The organism is Streptomyces sp. NPDC044002 (assembly GCF_056434525.1).
In genome coordinates, this window is the sequence record NZ_JBWKEZ010000029.1 from 45,285 (window position 1) to 63,196 (window position 17,912).

General features: G+C 71.1%; 12 protein-coding genes and 1 pseudogene. 7 read left to right on the top strand and 6 right to left on the bottom strand.

Features of this window, described 5'->3' with window-relative positions; all coding sequences use genetic code 11:
- Positions 1 to 19 precede the first annotated feature (19 nt).
- Positions 20 to 1,498 (bottom strand): APC family permease, encoded by a 1,479-nt coding sequence (locus AC07A6_RS21960; protein WP_478778194.1) that lies wholly within the window; start codon positions 1,496 to 1,498, stop codon positions 20 to 22.
- Between the two features lie 250 nt (positions 1,499 to 1,748).
- On the opposite strand from AC07A6_RS21960, the gene AC07A6_RS21965 reads away from it, so the two are divergent.
- The 6 genes and pseudogenes from AC07A6_RS21965 (at position 1,749) to AC07A6_RS21990 (ending at position 11,465) form a co-directional block, all read left to right on the top strand.
- The gene (locus AC07A6_RS21965; RefSeq protein WP_478778195.1) at positions 1,749 to 3,086 is read left to right on the top strand and encodes a recombinase family protein; all 1,338 of its coding nucleotides are present in this window, start codon (positions 1,749 to 1,751) and stop codon (positions 3,084 to 3,086) included.
- A 47-nt stretch (positions 3,087 to 3,133) separates the two neighbouring features.
- Positions 3,134 to 5,188, top strand: a complete 2,055-nt coding sequence (locus AC07A6_RS21970) for a thioredoxin domain-containing protein (RefSeq protein ID WP_478778196.1) — start codon at positions 3,134 to 3,136, stop codon at positions 5,186 to 5,188.
- A 238-nt stretch (positions 5,189 to 5,426) separates the two neighbouring features.
- Entirely contained in the window at positions 5,427 to 6,746 is a 1,320-nt protein-coding gene (locus tag AC07A6_RS21975) for a glycosyltransferase (protein WP_478778197.1), read from the top strand.
- Entirely contained in the window at positions 6,743 to 8,458 is a 1,716-nt protein-coding gene (locus AC07A6_RS21980) for an ArnT family glycosyltransferase (protein WP_478778198.1), read from the top strand. The genes AC07A6_RS21975 and AC07A6_RS21980 overlap by 4 nt, the downstream gene beginning before the upstream one ends.
- An 87-nt stretch (positions 8,459 to 8,545) precedes the next feature.
- Positions 8,546 to 9,007: pseudogene (locus AC07A6_RS21985) on the top strand (GtrA family protein); the annotation flags it as partial.
- Between the two features lie 22 nt (positions 9,008 to 9,029).
- Positions 9,030 to 11,465, top strand: a complete 2,436-nt coding sequence (locus AC07A6_RS21990) for a galactose oxidase-like domain-containing protein (protein WP_478778199.1) — start codon at positions 9,030 to 9,032, stop codon at positions 11,463 to 11,465.
- A gap of 88 nt (positions 11,466 to 11,553) precedes the next feature.
- On the opposite strand, the gene AC07A6_RS21995 is transcribed toward AC07A6_RS21990, so the two are convergent.
- Together AC07A6_RS21995 and trhA are read right to left on the bottom strand one after the other, a co-directional pair.
- Complete coding sequence (locus AC07A6_RS21995; RefSeq protein ID WP_478778200.1) at positions 11,554 to 12,258, bottom strand: hypothetical protein; 705 nt, start codon at positions 12,256 to 12,258, stop codon at positions 11,554 to 11,556.
- Between the two features lie 118 nt (positions 12,259 to 12,376).
- The gene (trhA, locus tag AC07A6_RS22000) at positions 12,377 to 13,066 is read right to left on the bottom strand and encodes a PAQR family membrane homeostasis protein TrhA (protein ID WP_478778201.1); all 690 of its coding nucleotides are present in this window, start codon (positions 13,064 to 13,066) and stop codon (positions 12,377 to 12,379) included.
- Between the two features lie 210 nt (positions 13,067 to 13,276).
- Between trhA and AC07A6_RS22005 the strand changes: the two genes are divergently transcribed.
- Entirely contained in the window at positions 13,277 to 15,109 is a 1,833-nt protein-coding gene (locus AC07A6_RS22005) for a phosphoenolpyruvate carboxykinase (GTP) (protein ID WP_478778202.1), read from the top strand.
- A 147-nt stretch (positions 15,110 to 15,256) separates the two neighbouring features.
- Here AC07A6_RS22005 and AC07A6_RS22010 read toward each other — a convergent pair whose 3' ends face one another.
- Genes AC07A6_RS22010 through AC07A6_RS22020 form a run of 3 tightly spaced genes read right to left on the bottom strand, consistent with a single transcriptional unit; the run spans position 15,257 to position 17,831 of the window.
- On the bottom strand, positions 15,257 to 16,024 hold the full coding sequence (locus tag AC07A6_RS22010; RefSeq protein WP_478778203.1) for a 4'-phosphopantetheinyl transferase family protein: 768 nt from the start codon (positions 16,022 to 16,024) through the stop codon (positions 15,257 to 15,259).
- Positions 16,021 to 16,248: an acyl-CoA carboxylase epsilon subunit gene (locus tag AC07A6_RS22015; RefSeq protein WP_362465775.1), complete on the bottom strand. Its 228-nt coding sequence runs from the start codon at positions 16,246 to 16,248 to the stop codon at positions 16,021 to 16,023. The genes AC07A6_RS22010 and AC07A6_RS22015 overlap by 4 nt, the downstream gene beginning before the upstream one ends.
- Complete coding sequence (locus AC07A6_RS22020) at positions 16,245 to 17,831, bottom strand: acyl-CoA carboxylase subunit beta (RefSeq protein WP_007266141.1); 1,587 nt, start codon at positions 17,829 to 17,831, stop codon at positions 16,245 to 16,247. Before AC07A6_RS22020 ends, AC07A6_RS22015 begins: the two co-directional genes overlap by 4 nt.
- Between the last annotated feature and the right edge of the window lie 81 nt (positions 17,832 to 17,912).

Below are 17,912 nucleotides of genomic sequence, written 5' to 3' on the forward strand. Positions count from 1 at the left end.
GGGGACCTGGGCAGGTGCGTCAGAAGTCGCTCAGCACGCCGTCCCGCCGGCGCCCCGCATGGGCGGCCGCGTGCAGCTCGCCGCCGACGGCCGGCTGCCCGGGATCCAGCGGCCGGGGACTGAAGTACGGCAGGCCCCGCAGCCACGCCGCGCCCATCGGCACCAGCCCCAGGGCCAGCGCCCCCAGCCCGACGGCCAGCGCGCTGCCCGTCAGCTCGGGCAGCGACACCACGAAGACCCAGCCCATGAACAGCGCCCCGGCCAGCGGCCACACCCCGACGAAGAGCAGGCTCCCGGCCGACCGGAACAGCACCTTGCGGTACGCCACCACCGCCGACAGGCCCGCCAGCGCGTAGTAGAAGGCGATGTGCAGCCCGATCCCGCTCACCGCGTCGCGCACGAACTGCTCACCCGACCCGGCCGTGGCGGCGACCGCCACCACCAGCAGCGCCACGCCGGCCATCCACCCGGTGGCCACGGCGGGCGTCCCCCACTCCCGGTGGATCCGCCCGAACACGGACGGCACGGTGCCGTCGCGGCCCATCGCGAACAGCGTCCGCGTCGCCTGGAGCAGGGCCGTCTCCAGCGTGGCCACGGTCGACAGCACGACCGCCAGCACCAGCAGCCGCCCGCCCCAGCCGGGCCAGACGGCCTCGCCCAGCTCGGACAGGAAGCCGTCGGGGTTCCTGCGCACCGCGTCCACGCCGATCAGCCGGACGGTGGCCACGGTGAACAGCGAGAACACCACGAACGACACCACCACCGAGATCAGCCCGCCCAGCCCGAAGGCCCGACGGCCCCCGCGCGTCTCCTCGTTGAGGTTGCTCTCCACGTCCCAGCCCGCGTACATCACCCCGGCGACCAGCGCCCCGGCGACGAAGCCGTGCGCGGCGTCGAAGTGCCCGAAGCCGAACCAGGAGAGCGAGAACTCCGTCCTGTGGCCGTCCGTGGCGAGGGCCGCCACCGCGAAGGACAGGAGCAGCGCGAGCTGCGTGCCCGTGATGATCCGCCGCGCGTACGGGCCGATCCGCGCCCCGAGCGCCACCACACCCGCCATGAGGACGAACAGCCCCGCGCCCACCGCCGTCGCCAGGCCGGCCCGGCCGTCCGTACCGGCGCCGGCCAGGGCGAGCACGGCACTGCCGGCGGGCCGGGTGGCGGCGACGAGGAACACGGTCGCGGAGACGACGAGGGCCCAGCCGCTCAGGAACCCGAGGAAGGGGTGCAGCGCCCGCGCCACCCAGGCGTAACTGGCCCCGGCGTTGACGTCGAGGCGCCCGAGGTGGCGGAAGGCCAGCGCGATCCCGATGGTCGGCAGCGCGCAGTACAGCAGTACGGCGGGGCCGGCGAGTCCGACGGTGGCGACCAGTACGGGAATCGTCGCGGCGAGGGTGTACGCGGGCCCGCACCCCCCGACTGCCATGACGACGGCGTCGAACGTCCCGAACACCCCGGCCCGCAGCTCGCCCCCGCCACCGTTCCCGGCCCTCCTGCCCAACGCGCTGCCCCTTCCGGCCGTGTCACAGGGGGCCGATCTTGCATGCGCCGAAGTGGAGATACAAGCCCTACTCTTCGGTTTCTTTTGTTGATGGCCCATCGAAGCGCGGAAATCGGCATCCAAATGCTGGACAGCTACGGATTTCGTTGCCCTGGTCCGCTGCGAAGCGATGGGGGAAAAGCCCGTAACCGCCCCTTGTGCCCGCTCGTTAGGTCGAATGTCAGACACACTCTCGAGGGGGGAGCGCGTCATGGACCCCATGCCGCGGCGGAACACGGAAGGCGACCTCATCCCGGTCGCGTCGTACGCACGTACCTCACAGGACTCCCGGTACGGCGACGCGCGAGGGGTGCGCAATCAGCACCGCATCAACGAACGCACGGCCCGCGACCACGGCTGCGTCGTCGTGGCCACCTACACCGACAACGCGCGCGGCGCGACGAAGGACGACCGGGAACGGCCGGCGTTCGACCACCTGCTGGCCGACCTGCACCGCGGCCACGCCTTCACGGCGGGTCCGCTCAAGGGCGTCGTCGCGGCGGCGGACGACCGGCTCTACCGCAGGCCCGATGACTTCATCCGCTTCATGGCGGCGCTGACCGCGCAGCCCGGACGCGTGTACGTCGGCCGGGACGGCCTGCGTGACCCGTACATCAAGGCCGGTCTCCTGGAGGGTGCCGCATCACTCCAGGGGGCGGTGGTCGAGGGGAAGATGCGCAGCCGTCGCGTCCAGGACTGGCATTGGTCCCGGGCGATGGACGGACTCCCGCACAGCGGGCCGAGGCCCTTCGGGTGGCTGGAGGACCGGCAGACCGTCCACCCGGTGGAGTCGGAGCTGGTACGCAAGGCGATCGAGCACCGTATCGCCGGCGGATCGATGGGGCAGGTGGCGCGGGAGTGGGCCGCGATGGGTGTCACCGGGACGCGTGGTGGGCGTCCGAATCCACAGACGGTCACACAGATCATCACGGCTCCGAGGGTGTGCGGTTTCAGGGCCAATCGGGGAGAGCTGCTGATCGATCCGGAGACGGACCGGCCGCTGGTCGGCGCGTGGCAGGCGATCGTCCCGCCCGAGCAGTGGGTGGCGGTCTGCGCGACCTTCTCGGCCGGGAGCCTGTACATGCACCGGGGGCCGCTCAGTCCGCGGCTGACCGACCGGAAGGCCGGGCCGAAGTACGTTGCGAGCGGATTCGTGCGCTGCGGCGCGGAACTGGCGGAGGGGGGTGTGTGCGACCAGCTCATGGGGGGCGGTAAGGGCGGCAGCCGGAAGAGCCCCTACAACTACGTCTGCAGCTCGGGGCGCGGCTGCGGTCGATGCGCCATCAGCGGTCCCCTCGTGGAGGAGGCCATTGAAAGGCTGCTCTTCCCCGGCGAAGGGGGCGGTCGGGTCCGGCTGCCGGAACCGATCCGCCTGCGGTGGCAGTCCGGGGAGATGGCCTTCGACGAGAAGCGGAAGGTCATCTCATCGGTCTTCGATCATTTCGTGATCAAGCCGGGAAGGAAGGGGGCCGTCGGCTGGGACCACTCCCGTGTGGTTCCGGTATGGAAGTGGGCTGATCGCATCAAGGCGGCCGAACCGGCGGCCTGATGGCCCCGTTCTGAGCCGCGCATCCGGTCGTGCGGCAGGATGGGGGCATGCCTAACCGCCTTGTCAACGAGACCTCGCCGTACCTGCTCCAGCATGTCGACAATCCTGTCGACTGGTGGCCCTGGTCGCCCGAGGCGTTCGCGGAGGCGCGCGAGCGCGAGGTGCCTGTTCTGCTCAGTGTTGGTTACTCTTCGTGTCATTGGTGCCATGTATTTAGCTCCGAAAGTTTCGAAGATGAACTAACCGCCGCCTACATGAACGAACACTTCGTCAACATCAAGGTCGACCGCGAAGAGCGCCCCGACATCGACGCCGTCTACATGGAGGCCGTGCAGGCGGCGACCGGGCAGGGCGGGTGGCCCATGACCGTGTTCCTCACGCCCGACGCCGAGCCCTTCTACTTCGGGACCTACTTCCCGCCCGAGCCCCGGCACGGGATGCCCTCCTTCATGCAGGTGCTCGAAGGTGTGCGGACCGCCTGGGCCGGGCGGCGCGAGGAGGTCGCCGAGGTCGCGCAGCGGATCGTGCGGGACCTGGCCGGGCGGCAGCTGGACTACGGGAAGGCCGGGCTGCCCGGGCCCGAGGAGCTGGGGAAGGCGCTGCTCGGGCTGACGCGGGAGTACGACGCCGCGCGGGGCGGGTTCGGCGGGGCGCCGAAGTTCCCGCCGTCCATGGTGCTGGAGTTCCTGCTGCGCCACCACGCCCGGACCGGGTCCGAGGGGGCCCTGCAGATGGCCGCCGACACCTGTGAGGCGATGGCCCGGGGCGGGATCTACGACCAGCTCGGCGGCGGGTTCGCGCGGTACTCCGTGGACCGGGAGTGGGTCGTGCCGCACTTCGAGAAGATGCTGTACGACAACGCGCTGCTGTGCCGGGTGTACGCGCACCTGTGGCGGGCCACCGGTTCGGACCTGGCGCGGCGCGTGGCGCTGGAGACCGCCGACTTCATGGTGCGGGAACTGCGCACGGAGCAAGGGGGGTTCGCCTCCGCGCTCGACGCCGACAGCGAAGAGCCGTCCAGCGGCAGGCACGTCGAGGGGGCGTACTACGCCTGGACGCCCGCGCAGTTGGCCGAGGTGCTGGGGGAGGAGGACGGGGCGCTCGCCGCCGCGTACTTCGGGGTCACCGAGGAGGGGACCTTCGAGCACGGCAAGTCGGTGCTGCAACTGCCGCAGGACGGGCCGGTGGTGGAGGCGGAGCGGATCGCCTCGGTCAAGGAGCGGCTGCTGGAGGCGCGCGGCCGGCGGCCCGCGCCCGGGCGGGACGACAAGGTCGTCGCCGCCTGGAACGGGCTGGCCGTCGCGGCGCTCGCCGAGTGCGGGGCCTTCTTCGAGCGGCCGGACCTGGTCGAGCGGGCCATCGGGGCCGCCGACCTGCTCGTGCGCGTGCACATGGACGGGATGGCCCGGCTGGCGCGGACCAGCAAGGACGGGCGGGTCGGGGCCAACGCCGGGGTGCTGGAGGACTACGGGGACGTCGCCGAGGGGTTCATGGCGCTGGCCTCCGTGACCGGGGAGGGGGTGTGGCTGGAGTTCGCCGGGTTCCTCGTCGACCTGGTCCTGGCCCGGTTCGCCGCCGAGGACGGCACGCTCTACGACACCGCGCACGACGCCGAGCAGCTGATCCGCCGGCCGCAGGACCCCACCGACACCGCCGCGCCCTCGGGCTGGACGGCGGCCGCGGGCGCGCTGCTCTCGTACGCGGCGCACACCGGTTCGGCGCCCCACCGGGAGGCGGCGGAGCGGGCGCTGGGGGTGGTGCACGCGCTGGGGCCGCGGGCGCCGCGCTTCATCGGGCACGGGCTGGCGGTCGCGGAGGCGCTGGTGGACGGGCCGCGGGAGGTGGCCGTGGTGGGTCATCCGGAGGATCCGGCGACGGCCGCGCTGCACCGGACGGCGCTGCTGGCGACGGCTCCGGGGGCGGTGGTCGCGGTCGGTCTGCCGCGCAAGGGTGACGGGAGCGGTGGGGAGTTCCCACTTCTGGCCGAGCGCACACTCGTGCGCGACCTTCCGACGGCGTATGTGTGCCGTCATTTCGTCTGCGCGCGGCCTACGACGGAACTGGTCTCACTGGCTGAGCAGTTGGGTGTGGTTCATCCGTGATTGTGGCAGAGTAGCGTCAATTCCGGTTGCTCAAGCGCCACTTGGAAACGTGGTTTTTATTCGAGTGGCGCCTGAGTTTCATTTTCACTGTCTAGTCTCCTGTCTTCGGGAGTAACGAGACGGCGCGCTGGGGGGTGCGCGCGCGGGGGGACGCGGGGGCGGCAGGCCGGGGGGCCGGGCCGTCTCCGGGGGGTTTTCGATCGCCGCCTGGGGTTGCGGCTCGGCTGTGGGGGACAGTTTGCTCACCTCTGTCTTTATTGCCGCCATTTCTCTGGCGCTCTTCTGGATGGCCGCGTTCACGCTGTGGTGGCAGATGCACGCCTGGCGGACGCCCGAGACGCTCGCGGCGACCCGCTTCGACAGCCCCGACGGCGGGGGACGGCTCGCGTTCTCGCTGCTGCTGCCGGCCCGCCACGAGCAGGCCGTGCTGGAGCACACCATCGACCGGCTGCTGGAATCGAGCCACACCGACTACGAGATCATCGTGATCGTCGGCCACGACGACCCCGAGACGGCCGCCGTGGCCGAGCGGGCCGCCGTCCGCGCGCCCGAGCGCGTACGGGTCGTCGTCGACCACAACGAGACCAAGAACAAGCCGAAGGCCCTCAACACCGCCCTGCCGCACTGCCGGGGCGACATCGTCGGGGTCTTCGACGCCGAGGACCAGGTCCATCCCGAGCTGCTCACCCACGTGGACCACGCCTTCCGCTCCACCGGCGCGGACGTGGTCCAGGGCGGGGTGCAGCTGATCAACTTCCACTCCAGCTGGTACAGCCTGCGCAACTGCCTGGAGTACTTCTTCTGGTTCCGCTCCCGTCTCCACCTGCACGCCGAGAAGGGCTTCATCCCGCTGGGCGGCAACACCGTCTTCGTGCGCACCGCGGTGCTGCGCGAGGCGGGCGGCTGGGACCAGAACTGCCTCGCCGAGGACTGCGACCTGGGCGTGCGGCTGTCGTCGGTGGGCAAGAAGGTGGTCGTCGCGTACGACTCCGACATGGTCACCCGCGAGGAGACCCCGGGCTCCCTGATGAGCCTGTTGAAGCAGCGCACCCGCTGGAACCAGGGCTTCCTCCAGGTCTACCGGAAGAAGGACTGGCAGCAGCTGCCCGGCCGGGGGCAGCGCTGGCTGGCCCGCTACACGCTGATGACCCCGTTCATGCAGGCGGCCACCGGGGTGATCATCCCGGTGAACTTCGCCGTGGCGGTCTTCCTCGACGTGCCCGTGGGCATCGCGATCATCACCTTCCTCCCCATGATCACGGCGATGGTGACGTTCGTCTTCGAGATCGTCGGCCTGCACGACTTCGGCCGCCAGTACGGCCTGCGCGTGCGGTTCACGCACTACGTCAAGCTCATCGTGGGCGGTCCGTTCTACCAGGTGCTGCTGGCGGGTGCCGCGATCCGCGCGGTCTGGCGCGAGCAGCGCGGCCGCAACGAGTGGGAGCTGACCAGTCACACCGGTGCGCACCTGACGTCCGCCACGTCCGGTGCTCCTGCCGGCTCCGCCGCCGGCGCCGCCGTCTCCGCCAATTCGATCCGAGAGGACAGCCTCCGGTGACCGCCACCCTGCCCACGGCCACTGATCCCCAGCCGGCTGACCCCGCCGACACCGCCCAGCTGCTGCCCGTACGCCGTCCGCCCGGTTCCGGCGGTGCAGGTTCGCCGGTCCCCGGTCCCCGGGGCGGTCTCGGGGTGCGCCCGGAGGCGTTCGCGCGCCCGATGGTGCGGTTCCGGTCCTCCCGGCCGGACCTGCTGCTGTGCGGGGCGATCCTGCTGGCGATCGTCCTCGTACAGGGCTGGAACATCACCAACTTCCCGACCCTGAGCGACGACGAGGGCACGTACCTCGCCCAGGCGTGGGCCGTCCAGCAGGGCGACGGGCTGGCCCACTACACGTACTGGTACGACCATCCGCCGCTGGGCTGGATACAGATCGCGGGCCTGACGTACCTGCCCGCCCTCCTGGTGCCCGACTGGATGACGGTCGCGCCGATGCGCTTCTCGATGCTGGCCGTCTCCGCCGCGAGTTCGGTGCTGATGTACGTGCTGGCGCGCCGGCTGTGGCTGCCGCGCTGGGCGGCGGGGCTGGCGATGGGGCTGTTCGGGCTGTCGCCGCTGGCGGTGGTCCTGCAGCGGGAGATCTTCCTCGACAACCTGGCCGTGATGTGGATGCTGCTGGCGTTCTGCCTCGCCGCGTCCCCCAGCCGCCACCTGTGGCACCACTTCGGTTCGGGTCTGGCGGCCGCCACCGCCGTCCTGACCAAGGAGACGATGCTGGTGGTGCTCCCGGCGCTGCTGGTGACGATGTGGCGCCACAGCCACCGTGACACCCGCAAGTTCGCCGTGACCGGGGCGATAACCGCCTGCGCGATGATAGGGCTGTCGTACCCGCTGTACGCGCTGCTCAACAACGAGCTGCTGCCCGGCGCGGGGCACGTCTCCCTGATCGACGGCATCACCTACCAGATGAGCCGTCCCGGCTCCGGCTTCATCCTCGAATCCGGTACCGGTTCGAACGGGGTCTTCCGCTCCTGGCTCTACTACGACTCCGTCCTGCCGCTCGGCGGGCTGGCCGGCGCGGTGCTGCTGCTGGCCACCCACCGCTGGTCGGTGACCGCCCGGGCGCTCGCCGGGCCGGCCCTGGCCGTGGTGATCCTGGCCGTGGTCGCGATGCGGCCCTCCGGCTACCTCCCGGCGATGTACGTGATCCAGGCGCTGCCGTTCCTGGCGCTGGTCCTCGCGGGGGGCGCGGCCAGTGTCACGCACGCCGTGCTGCGCCGCCGGCGTGCGCCGGGGGAGCGCCGGGGCGTGGTGTACGCGCGGCGGGCGCTGGTCGGCGTACTCGCCGTGGCGGCGGCCGCGTTCGTGCTGCCGCGCTGGTACGAGGGCAACCGGACCGCCCTCACCGTCGACGCCAACGCCCCCTACCGGCAGGCGGCGGCCTGGCTCGGCCGTGAGGTGGCCGACCCGGCGAACACCCGTGTCCTCGTGGACGACGCGCTCTGGCTCGACGCCGTTCACCACGGTTTCGCACCCGGGGACGGGGCGATCTGGTTCTACAAGGCGGACCTCGACCCGGCCGTCACCAAGACCCTGCCGCGCGGGTGGCGGGACATCGACTACGTGGTCTCCTCGCCCACCGTGCGTCGCGACGCGGCGGACCTCCCGAACGTGAAGGCTGCTCTGGAGCATTCGACCGCGGTCGCCGTCTTCGGTACGGGCGAGGACCGTATCGAGATCCGCCGGACCGACCGCGAGAGTGGGAGCTGAGCCACGATGAGCGAGAACCTGGGGCCCCCGCACGCCCTGGATGATCCGGAAGTCGACGCTCCGCCGCCGGGTGCCCCCGGCGGGGTCCGGGAGGGGCCGGGGGTCCTGACGCGGCTGGCGGCCCTGGGTTCCGCGAGCCCCCTCGTGCGGATGATCGGCTTCGGGCTGGTCGGGGTGTCCGGCTTCGTGCCGAACCTGGCGGCGCTCTGGCTGCTGACCCACGCCGGGATGCAGTACCTCGTCGCCGGGGTGCTCGCCAACCAGGCCGGGGTGCTGTGGAACTTCCTGTTCATCGAGACGCTGCTCTTCCGCGACCGGCGCCGCCACCGCCACTGGGCGGACCGCATCGGCCGCTTCGCCCTCATCGCCAACGCCGACCTGCTGCTGCGCGTCCCGCTCATCGCGCTGTTCGTGGACCGCTTCGGCCTGGAGGTGCTGCCCGCGACCGCGGTCGCGCTGGTGATCACCTTCGTCCTGCGTTTCGCCGCCACCGAGGCGCTCGTCTATCTGCCGCGCGGGCCACGTGCGGCACGCACCACCAGGGGTTGAGCCGTACCGAAAGGACCCACGTATGCGTAGGAAGATCCGACGGGGGACGGGGCGCCGGGCCGCCCTGGTCGCCGTCGGCGCGATGACCGCCAGCCTGCTCCTTACCGCACCCCAGCAGGCCACGGCCGGAGCGCCGAACCTGCTGACCAACCCCGGCTTCGAGACCGCCGGTCCGGCCGGCTCCGACATGCCCGCCTGCTGGTCGAAGTCGGGCTGGGGCGACAACGACTTCACCTTCGCCACCGTCGCCGACTCCCACAGCGGCACCAAGGCCATGAAGGTGTCGGTGACCCGCCGGGTCAGCGGCGACCGCAAGGCCCTGGTCACCGAGAACGCGGCCTGCGCCCCGACCGTGGTGCCGGGCAAGCAGTACGACCTGTCCGCCTGGTACAAGTCGGACACCCCCGACGTGTCGGTGACGGTGTTCCGGCACGACACCACCGCGGGCTGGCAGTACTGGACCGACCTGCAGAACCCGCCGGTCAGCGCCGCGTGGGCGCGTACGGAGGTCCGTACGCCGGCCGTACCGCCGAACACCGACCAGATCGCGTGGGGCCTGTCCGTCTACGGCGTGGGCACCCTCACCACCGACGACTACGCGCTGGAGGAGGTGGGCGCCGTCCCGCCGCAGCCCACCTGCACGGGCACGGCCGAGCAGTGCGCCAAGGGCAAGTGGGAGGTGATGGCCACTCAGAACCCCGTGCGTTCGATGCACGCGGTGGTCCTCAAGAACGGCAAGGTGCTGCTGATCGCCGGTTCCGGCAACGACATCTCCCAGTTCAACGCGGGCACCTTCACCTCCGCCGTCTACGACCCGGTGGCGGGCACCGCCAAGACGATCCCGACGCCGGTGGACATGTTCTGCTCGGGGCACGTGCAGCTGGCCGACGGCCGGGTGCTGGTGATGAGCGGCAACAAGGGCTATCCGTCCGCCGACGGCAAGATCGGCTACCAGGGGCTGAAGGACAGCTACGTCTTCGACCCGGTGACCGAGACGTACACGAAGACCAACGACATGAACGGCGGGCACTGGTACCCGTCCGCCACCATCCTCGGCAACGGTGACGTGATCTCCTTCGGCGGGCTGAAGGAGGACTCCACGGGCAACGTCACCGCGGAGAAGTTCTCGGCGGCGCAGAACAAGTGGCTTCCGATGAACGAGGTCAACCAGACCTGGTCGTACTGGGGCCTGTACCCGTCGATGATCCTCATGCAGGACGGCCGGCTCTTCTACTCCGGCAGCCACACCTTCGGCAACGGCACGCCCGGCTCGGGCGCCTCGGTCTACGACTACGACGCCAACACCATCACCGACGTGCCCGGCCTGCGCAACAAGGACGAGCGCGACGAGTCGGCGAGCGTGCTGCTGCCGCCCGCCCAGGACCAGCGGGTCCTGACGATCGGCGGCGGCAACAACGAGCGCAACCCGGCCGCGAACCGGCTCACCGACATCATCGACCTGAAGAAGCCGAGCCCCGCCTACACCGCGGGCCCCGACCTTCCGCAGGGCCTGGTCGACCAGGGCCAGGGCAAGCGTCCGCAGACCGGCGCCGAGGGCAAGATGTTCGTGTCCGCGGTGCTGCTGCCCGACGGCAAGGTGCTGGAGACCGGCGGCGGCCTCCACGACCGGGCCGACCCGGTCTTCGAGGCCTCGTTCTTCGACCCGGCGAGCAACACCTACCAGGCGGGCCTGGCCACCGACCCGATCCCGCGGACCTACCACTCGGGGTCGTTCCTGCTGCCCGACGGGCGGGTCATGTCCGTCGGCGACAACCCGGGCAACGGCACGTACAACCACGCGGTGTCCATCTACACCCCGCCCTACCTGTTCAAGGGGCCGCGTCCGCAGCTCACCTCGGTGATCGACACGGAGTGGGTGTACGGGGACACGCAGCGGATCACCGTCGACCGGCCGATCGTCAAGGCCGAACTGATCCGCCCGGCGGCGGTCACCCACTCCTCGGACCCCAACCAGCGGTTCGTGGACCTGCCGATGACGGTGATCGACAACAAGACCATCGACCTCAACGTCACCAGCAACCCCAACCTGGCCCCGCCCGGCTGGTACATGCTGTTCGGGGTCGACGCGAACGGCGTCCCGTCGGTCGCGACCTGGGTCCACCTGGGCGGGGCCCCCGCGCTGGCGGCGGCGGCCAAGGCGGACGGGAAGCAGCAGCCCGCGCCGCACGAGCACACCTTCGCCGACAAGCTCGCCCCGCCCAAGGCCAACCCCGGCAAGCGGGACTCGGCCCCGGTCGCGCCCACCGTGGCCGGCTGCGACCGGCACTACGGGACGGCCAGCATCTGCGTACCGGGCGCCTTCCCGGCGGAGGTGAAGAAGACGACCAAGGCGCGGTGCGAGTGGCTGGCCGCGCACCAGTTCCCGAAGCGGATGAAGGTCAACGGCAGCGACCCGCTGCGGCTCGACCCGGACGGGGACGGCTACGCCTGCGGCTAGCCGCGGGACAGGAGCGACAGGAGCACCAGGACCAGCCCGTCACCGGTAGCCGGTGCCGGGCTGGTCCCGTTCGGTCCCGTTCGGGCGGTCACACGCAGGTGATGTCGAACGTGGCCCGGTTGGACTTCGTGCCCGTGTCGGAGATGACGATCTGCGCCCAGCCGCTGAGCTTGGGGCCCACCCCGGCCAGGCCCGTGGGCCCCCACACGTACCGGGGCACGGCCTGCGTGCCCGCCGTGGGGAAGTCCACCGTCAGCTCTCCCGATACGGCGCCGCTGCTCGTCGTCCAGCGGTAGGTGACGACTCCCGGGGTGGACGTGGTGATGGTGCCGGCGAACGATACGGGGTACTCGGGGCTGAACATGGCACAGGTTATGTTCCCGTTGAGACCCCCCTCGTACTCTGCGTTGGCGCCGGTGACCGCGGCCGCCTTCGGCTCGGCCGGCTTCTCCGCCTCCCGCGGAGCCTTGCCGCAGGTGACCGGCGGGGAGCTGCGGTTCTTCGCCTTGACCCGGTAGTCGCCGTAGGGGACGTTCTCGGCCGTGTACGTGCCGTCGGACGCGACGCGGGCCTCCCGGGTCCGGCCCGGGCCGGAGATCACCACCCGGGTGTTGCCCTGGAACCCGGAGAGTGCGAGGTCGTAGGTGGCCGTGCCGTCACCCGTGGGTGCGCCCTTGACCAGGGCGCAGGCTTCGGCGGGCGCGGCGGGGGCCGGGGCCGCCACGGCCGGCGCAGGCGCCAGCGCGAGGAGGAGGCAGGGGACGAGCAGGGCCGGGTGCTGCCGGAGTTTCATGGCCGTACCCTCCGGGACTTCGGTGGTCTTCCCCGAGTCGACCGACTGGCGGACTTCCCCCTCGACGACGGTACGCCCGAGGGCCGGGGAGCGCGCGGGGGGGCGGCCGGGGATCCGCCTACGCGTGCCGGTACGCGGCCAGGGAGATGCCGACGTAGTGGGCCACGAAGGCCGCCAGCGTCAGGGAGTGGAAGACCTCGTGGAAGCCGAAGAAGCGGGGGGAGGGGTTGGGGCGCTTCATCCCGTAGATGACCCCGCCCACGCTGTAGAGCAGACCGCCGACGATCACCAGGACGAGGACGGCGATACCGCCGGTCCGCATGAAGTCGGGCAGGAAGAACACAGCCGCCCACCCCATCGCGATGTAGCACGGGGTGTACAGCCAGCGCGGGGCGCCGACCCAGAAGACGCGGAAGGCGATGCCGGCCGCGGCGGCGATCCACACGGCCCACAGCAGGGGCCTGCCGGTGGAGTCGGGCAGCAGCATGACGGCGAGCGGGGTGTAGGTGCCCGCGATGATCAGGAAGATGTTCGCGTGGTCGAGCCGCCGCAGGACGGCCTCGCCGCGCGGCCCCCACGTGCCGCGGTGGTAGACGGCGCTCACGCCGAAGAGCAGGCAGGCGGTGAGGACGTACACCCCGCAGGCGATGCGGGCCTTCGTCGAGTCGGTGAAGGCCATCAGCACCAGGCCGGCGATCACCACGGCGGGGAACATCCCGGTGTGCAGCCAGCCGCGCATCAGCGGCTTGGCCTCCGGACCTGCCGGGATGACCGGTGCGGCGACGGCGTCTGAAGTCATGGTCCACATGCTACCTACGGGTCCGTAGGTTTCGGATTTCCTCTTTACGGAAGATTGACGGACGTGGCGATGCTCACGTGAGAGGCCCCCTGGACATATGCGCACATCCACCGGATGATCAGATGAGTGCGGTCGGCACCGGATGAGCGGAGCGCGAAGCGTCCGGGTCGCAGCCCCCACGGGGCATACACCAAACAAACCCCTCAACAAGGAGCAATCGTGGCGCGCGACAACGCGGCTCCCACTTCCGTCCCGACGACCCACCAGGAGCTGATCTCCTGGGTGGAGGAGATCGCAGCCCTGACCCAGCCGGACCGCATCGTCTGGTGCGACGGCTCCGAGGCCGAGTACGAGCGCCTGTGCGAGGAGCTCGTCGCGAAGGGCACGTTCAAGAAGCTCGACGAGACCAAGCGCCCGAACTCGTACTACGCCGCCTCCGACCCCTCCGACGTCGCGCGCGTCGAGGACCGCACCTTCATCTGCTCCGAGAAGGAAGAGGACGCGGGCCCGACCAACCACTGGAAGGCTCCTTCCGAGATGAAGGAGATCTTCGCGGGGGAGCAGGGCATCTTCCGCGGCTCCATGAAGGGCCGGACGATGTACGTCGTCCCGTTCTGCATGGGCCCCCTCGGCTCCGACCTCTCCGCGATCGGCGTCGAGATCACCGACTCCGCCTACGTCGCGGTCGCCATGCGCACCATGACCCGCATGGGCAAGGCCGTCCTCGACGAGCTCGGCTCCGACGGCTTCTTCGTCAAGGCCGTCCACACCCTCGGCGCTCCGCTCGCCGAGGGCCAGGACGACGTGCCGTGGCCCTGCAACACCACCAAGTACATCTCGCACTTCCCCGAGACCCGCGAGATCTGGTCCTTCGGCTCCGGCTACGGCGGCAACGCCCTGCTCGGCAAGAAGTGCTACGCGCTGCGCATCGCCTCCGTCATGGCCCGCGACGAGGGCTGGCTCGCCGAGCACATGCTCATCCTGAAGCTGACCCCGCCGGCCGGCGAGGGCGAGGCGAAGTACGTCGCGGCCGCGTTCCCGTCCGCCTGCGGCAAGACCAACCTGGCCATGCTGGAGCCCACGATCCCCGGCTGGACGGTCGAGACGATCGGCGACGACATCGCCTGGATGCGCTTCGGCGAGGACGGCCGCCTCTACGCGATCAACCCCGAGGCCGGCTTCTTCGGCGTCGCCCCCGGCACCGGCGCGCACACCAACGCCAACGCCATGAAGACGATGTACGCCAACACCGTCTTCACCAACGTCGCGCTCACCCCCGACGGCGGCGACGTGTGGTGGGAGGGCATGACCGAGGAGGCGCCCGCGCACCTCATCGACTGGAAGGGCAACGCCTGGACCCCGGAGTCCGGGACCCCGGCCGCCCACCCCAACGCCCGCTTCGCCGTCCCGGCCGCCCAGTGCCCGACGATCGCCCCCGAGTGGGAGGACCCGAAGGGCGTCCCGGTCTCCGCGATCCTCTTCGGCGGCCGCCGCGCCTCCGCCGTCCCGCTGGTCACCGAGTCCTTCGACTGGAACCACGGCGTCTTCATCGGCTCGAACATCGCGTCCGAGAAGACCGCCGCCGCCGAGGGCAAGGTCGGCGAGCTGCGCCGCGACCCGTTCGCGATGCTGCCGTTCTGCGGCTACAACATGGGTGACTACATGGCCCACTGGGTCAAGGTCGCCGCCGACAAGGACCAGACCAAGCTCCCGAAGATCTACTACGTGAACTGGTTCCGCAAGAACGACGCGGGCAAGTTCGTGTGGCCGGGCTTCGGCGAGAACAGCCGCGTCCTGAAGTGGATCGTCGGCCGCCTCGACGGCACCGCCGAGGGCGTCGAGACCGCGATCGGCGTCCTGCCGACCAAGGCCTCGCTCGACCTCGACGGCCTCGACATCGCCGACGAGGACCTCGACTTCCTCCTCACGGTCGACAAGGAGGTCTGGCGCGAGGAGGCCGCCCTGGTCCCCGAGCACCTGAACACCTACGGCGACCACACCCCCAAGGAGCTGTGGGAGCAGTACCACGCGCTCGTCGAGCGCCTGGGCTAGTCCCCGGCACCACCCCGAGAACCGAGGCCGGCTGTCCCCCGGCCGAGGGCTGACGCGGGAATCCCCGACCAAGGGCTCCTTGCGGCCTTCCGAACAGGCCGCGTGCGTCTGCTGATGGCGGGCCTCCACCCAGGTGGAGGCCCGCCGTCATGTGTTCGGCGTGCCGGCGCCCCGGTCCGGGGCGGGCAGCGCCACGGCGGTGATCACGAGCCCGTCCTCCACGAGCCAGCGCCCGTGGAAGACGGAGAGCCGGACGCCGTTGACGACCGGTCCCCGGCCCAGCACCCGGGCCTTGAAGGTGCCCGACCACGGGTTCACGGCGACCGCGGCCTCGTCGAAGTCCAGGATGACCCCGGTGAGCGGGTACCAGGCCTTGTACACGCTCTCCTTGGCGGCGAAGAGCAGCCGGTCCCAGTGGATGCCCGACGGGCAGGTGCTCAGCCGGGCCAGCTGTCCGCGCTCCTCCGGGATGGTCACCCGCTCGCGCACCATGGTGTGGCGCAGCGGTTCGTTGGGTTCGACGTCGATGCCGATGCCGGCCACGTCGGCCGACCGTGCCACGGCGGCGCACCGGTACCCCTTGCTGTGCGCCATGCTCCCGACGACCCCGGCCGGCCACAGCGGGGCGCCGTGGGCGTCGCGGAGCACTGCCACCGGTGCCACCCCGAGGTCGGCCATGGCCTCCCGGGCGCAGGCCCGGGAGGTGCTGAACTCCCGGCGGCGGCCCGGCGAGGCGCCGGCTATCAGCTCCTCCTCGGAGGCGAAGAGGGGCGTGGGCAGGACCGGATCGGAGAACGCCTCGGAGGTGGCGACCCCCGGGGGCAGTAACGAGCCGACGAGCGTGCCCTGACGGGTTCCGTCCCCGATGACCGGCCTCGGTATCTCTCCCTTCTGATGTCGTACGCGCGTCTTCACAGGTTCGCGCGCCAGGCGGGAAGGCCGCGGCCCGACCAGGAGCCGGCCGAGCCGGGTCCCGATCCGACGCGGGACCAGGGCGCGGGCGCGGTCGCCTCGCCGGAGCCGGCGTCCGCGTCGCCGCGGGCGGCGCCCAGGGCCAGCAGGACCGCGGTCAGCGCCGCCACCTCGACGGGATCCGGAGCCCCCCGCGTGATCCGGATCTGCGGTTCGGCCCCGCTCACTGGGGCTGGTTCCCGTGCTTGCGGCTGGGCAGGGTGACCTGCTTGCCGCGCAGCATCGCGAGGGCGCCGATCAGCCGGGACCGGGTCTCCGCCGGGTCGATGACGTCGTCGACCAGGCCGCGTTCGGCGGCGTAGTAGGGGTGCATCAGCTCGGTCTTGTACTCCTTGACCAGGCGGGTGCGGGCCTCGTCGGGGTCGTCGGCCTCGGCGATCTGGCGCCGGAAGACCACGTTGGCCGCGCCCTCGGCGCCCATCACGGCGATCTCGTTGCTCGGCCAGGCCAGGGACACGTCGGTGCCGATGGAGCGCGAGTCCATGACGATGTAGGCGCCGCCGTAGGCCTTGCGCAGGATCAGCTGGATGCGGGGCACGGTGGCGTTGCAGTACGCGTACAGCAGCTTCGCGCCGTGCCGGATGATGCCGTTGTGCTCCTGGTCCACGCCGGGCAGGAAGCCGGGTACGTCGACCAGCGTCACGAGCGGGATGTTGAAGGCGTCGCAGGTCTGGACGAAGCGGGCCGCCTTCTCGGAGGCGTGGATGTCCAGGACGCCCGCCGTGACGGACGGCTGGTTGGCGACGATGCCGACGACGTGGCCGTCCAGCCGGGCCAGGGCGCAGATGATGTTGGTGCCCCACAGCTCGTGGACCTCGAAGTACTCGCCGTTGTCGACGACTTCCTCGATGACCTTGCGCATGTCGTAGGAGCGGTTGGGGTCGCCGGGCACCAGGTCCAGCAGGGCTTCGGTGCGGCGGTCGGCGGGGTCGTCGGTCTCGGCCGCGGGCGGCAGCTCGCGGTTGTTGGAGGGCAGCATGGAGAGTAGGAAGCGGACGTCGTCCAGGCAGCTCTGCTCGTCGTCGTAGGCGAAGGCGGCCACGCCGGAGGTGGCGGCGTGCGCGTCGGCGCCGCCGAGCGCGTCCTGGGTGATGACCTCTCCGGTGACCGCCTGGACGACGTCGGGGCCGGTGATGAACATCTGGGAGATGCCGCGGACCATGAACACGAAGTCGGTCAGGGCCGGGGAGTAGGCGGCGCCGCCCGCGCAGGGGCCCAGGATCACGCTGATCTGGGGGATGACGCCGGAGTTGCGGACGTTGCGCTGGAAGATCCCGCCGTAGCCGGCGAGCGCGGTGACGCCTTCCTGGATGCGCGCGCCGGCGCCGTCGCAGAGGCCGACCACGGGGGCCCCGGCGGCTTCCGCCAGGTCCATGACCTTGTGGATCTTCTCGGCGTGCGCCTCGCCGAGCGCGCCGCCGAAGATGCGGAAGTCGTGGGCGTAGGCGAAGACGGTGCGGCCGTGCACGAGGCCCCAGCCGATCACCACGCCGTCGGTGTGCGGTCTGCGGTTCTCCAGGCCGAAACCGGTCGCCCGGTGCCGGCGCAGGCCCTCCAGTTCGGTGAAGGTCCCTTCGTCGAAGAGGTGCTCGATGCGCTCGCGGGCGGTCAGCTTGCCCTTCGCGTGCTGTGCCTCGGTGGCGGCCTCGCTGGGACCCCGGACCACGGAGTCACGCAGTTCGGAGAGTTCGGCGGTGTACGACCGCAGGTGCGACTGCGTCCACGTCGGACGGTCCTCGGTGATGCTCACGTGGTGCCCTTTCCTCGGATCGATGGCAAGAGGGGCGTTCCACGCTGCCCGGCGGTGTTCAAGGCGGCATCAAAGCTCTGT

Coding starts and splice junctions, on each gene's coding strand:
- AC07A6_RS21995 (WP_478778200.1), bottom strand. CDS start 12,258: ATGAAACTCCGGCAGCACCCGGCCCTGCTCGTCCCCTGCCTCCTCCTC.
- AC07A6_RS21970 (WP_478778196.1), top strand. CDS start 3,134: ATGCCTAACCGCCTTGTCAACGAGACCTCGCCGTACCTGCTCCAGCAT.
- AC07A6_RS21965 (WP_478778195.1), top strand. CDS start 1,749: ATGGACCCCATGCCGCGGCGGAACACGGAAGGCGACCTCATCCCGGTC.
- AC07A6_RS21990 (WP_478778199.1), top strand. CDS start 9,030: ATGCGTAGGAAGATCCGACGGGGGACGGGGCGCCGGGCCGCCCTGGTC.
- trhA (WP_478778201.1), bottom strand. CDS start 13,066: ATGTGGACCATGACTTCAGACGCCGTCGCCGCACCGGTCATCCCGGCA.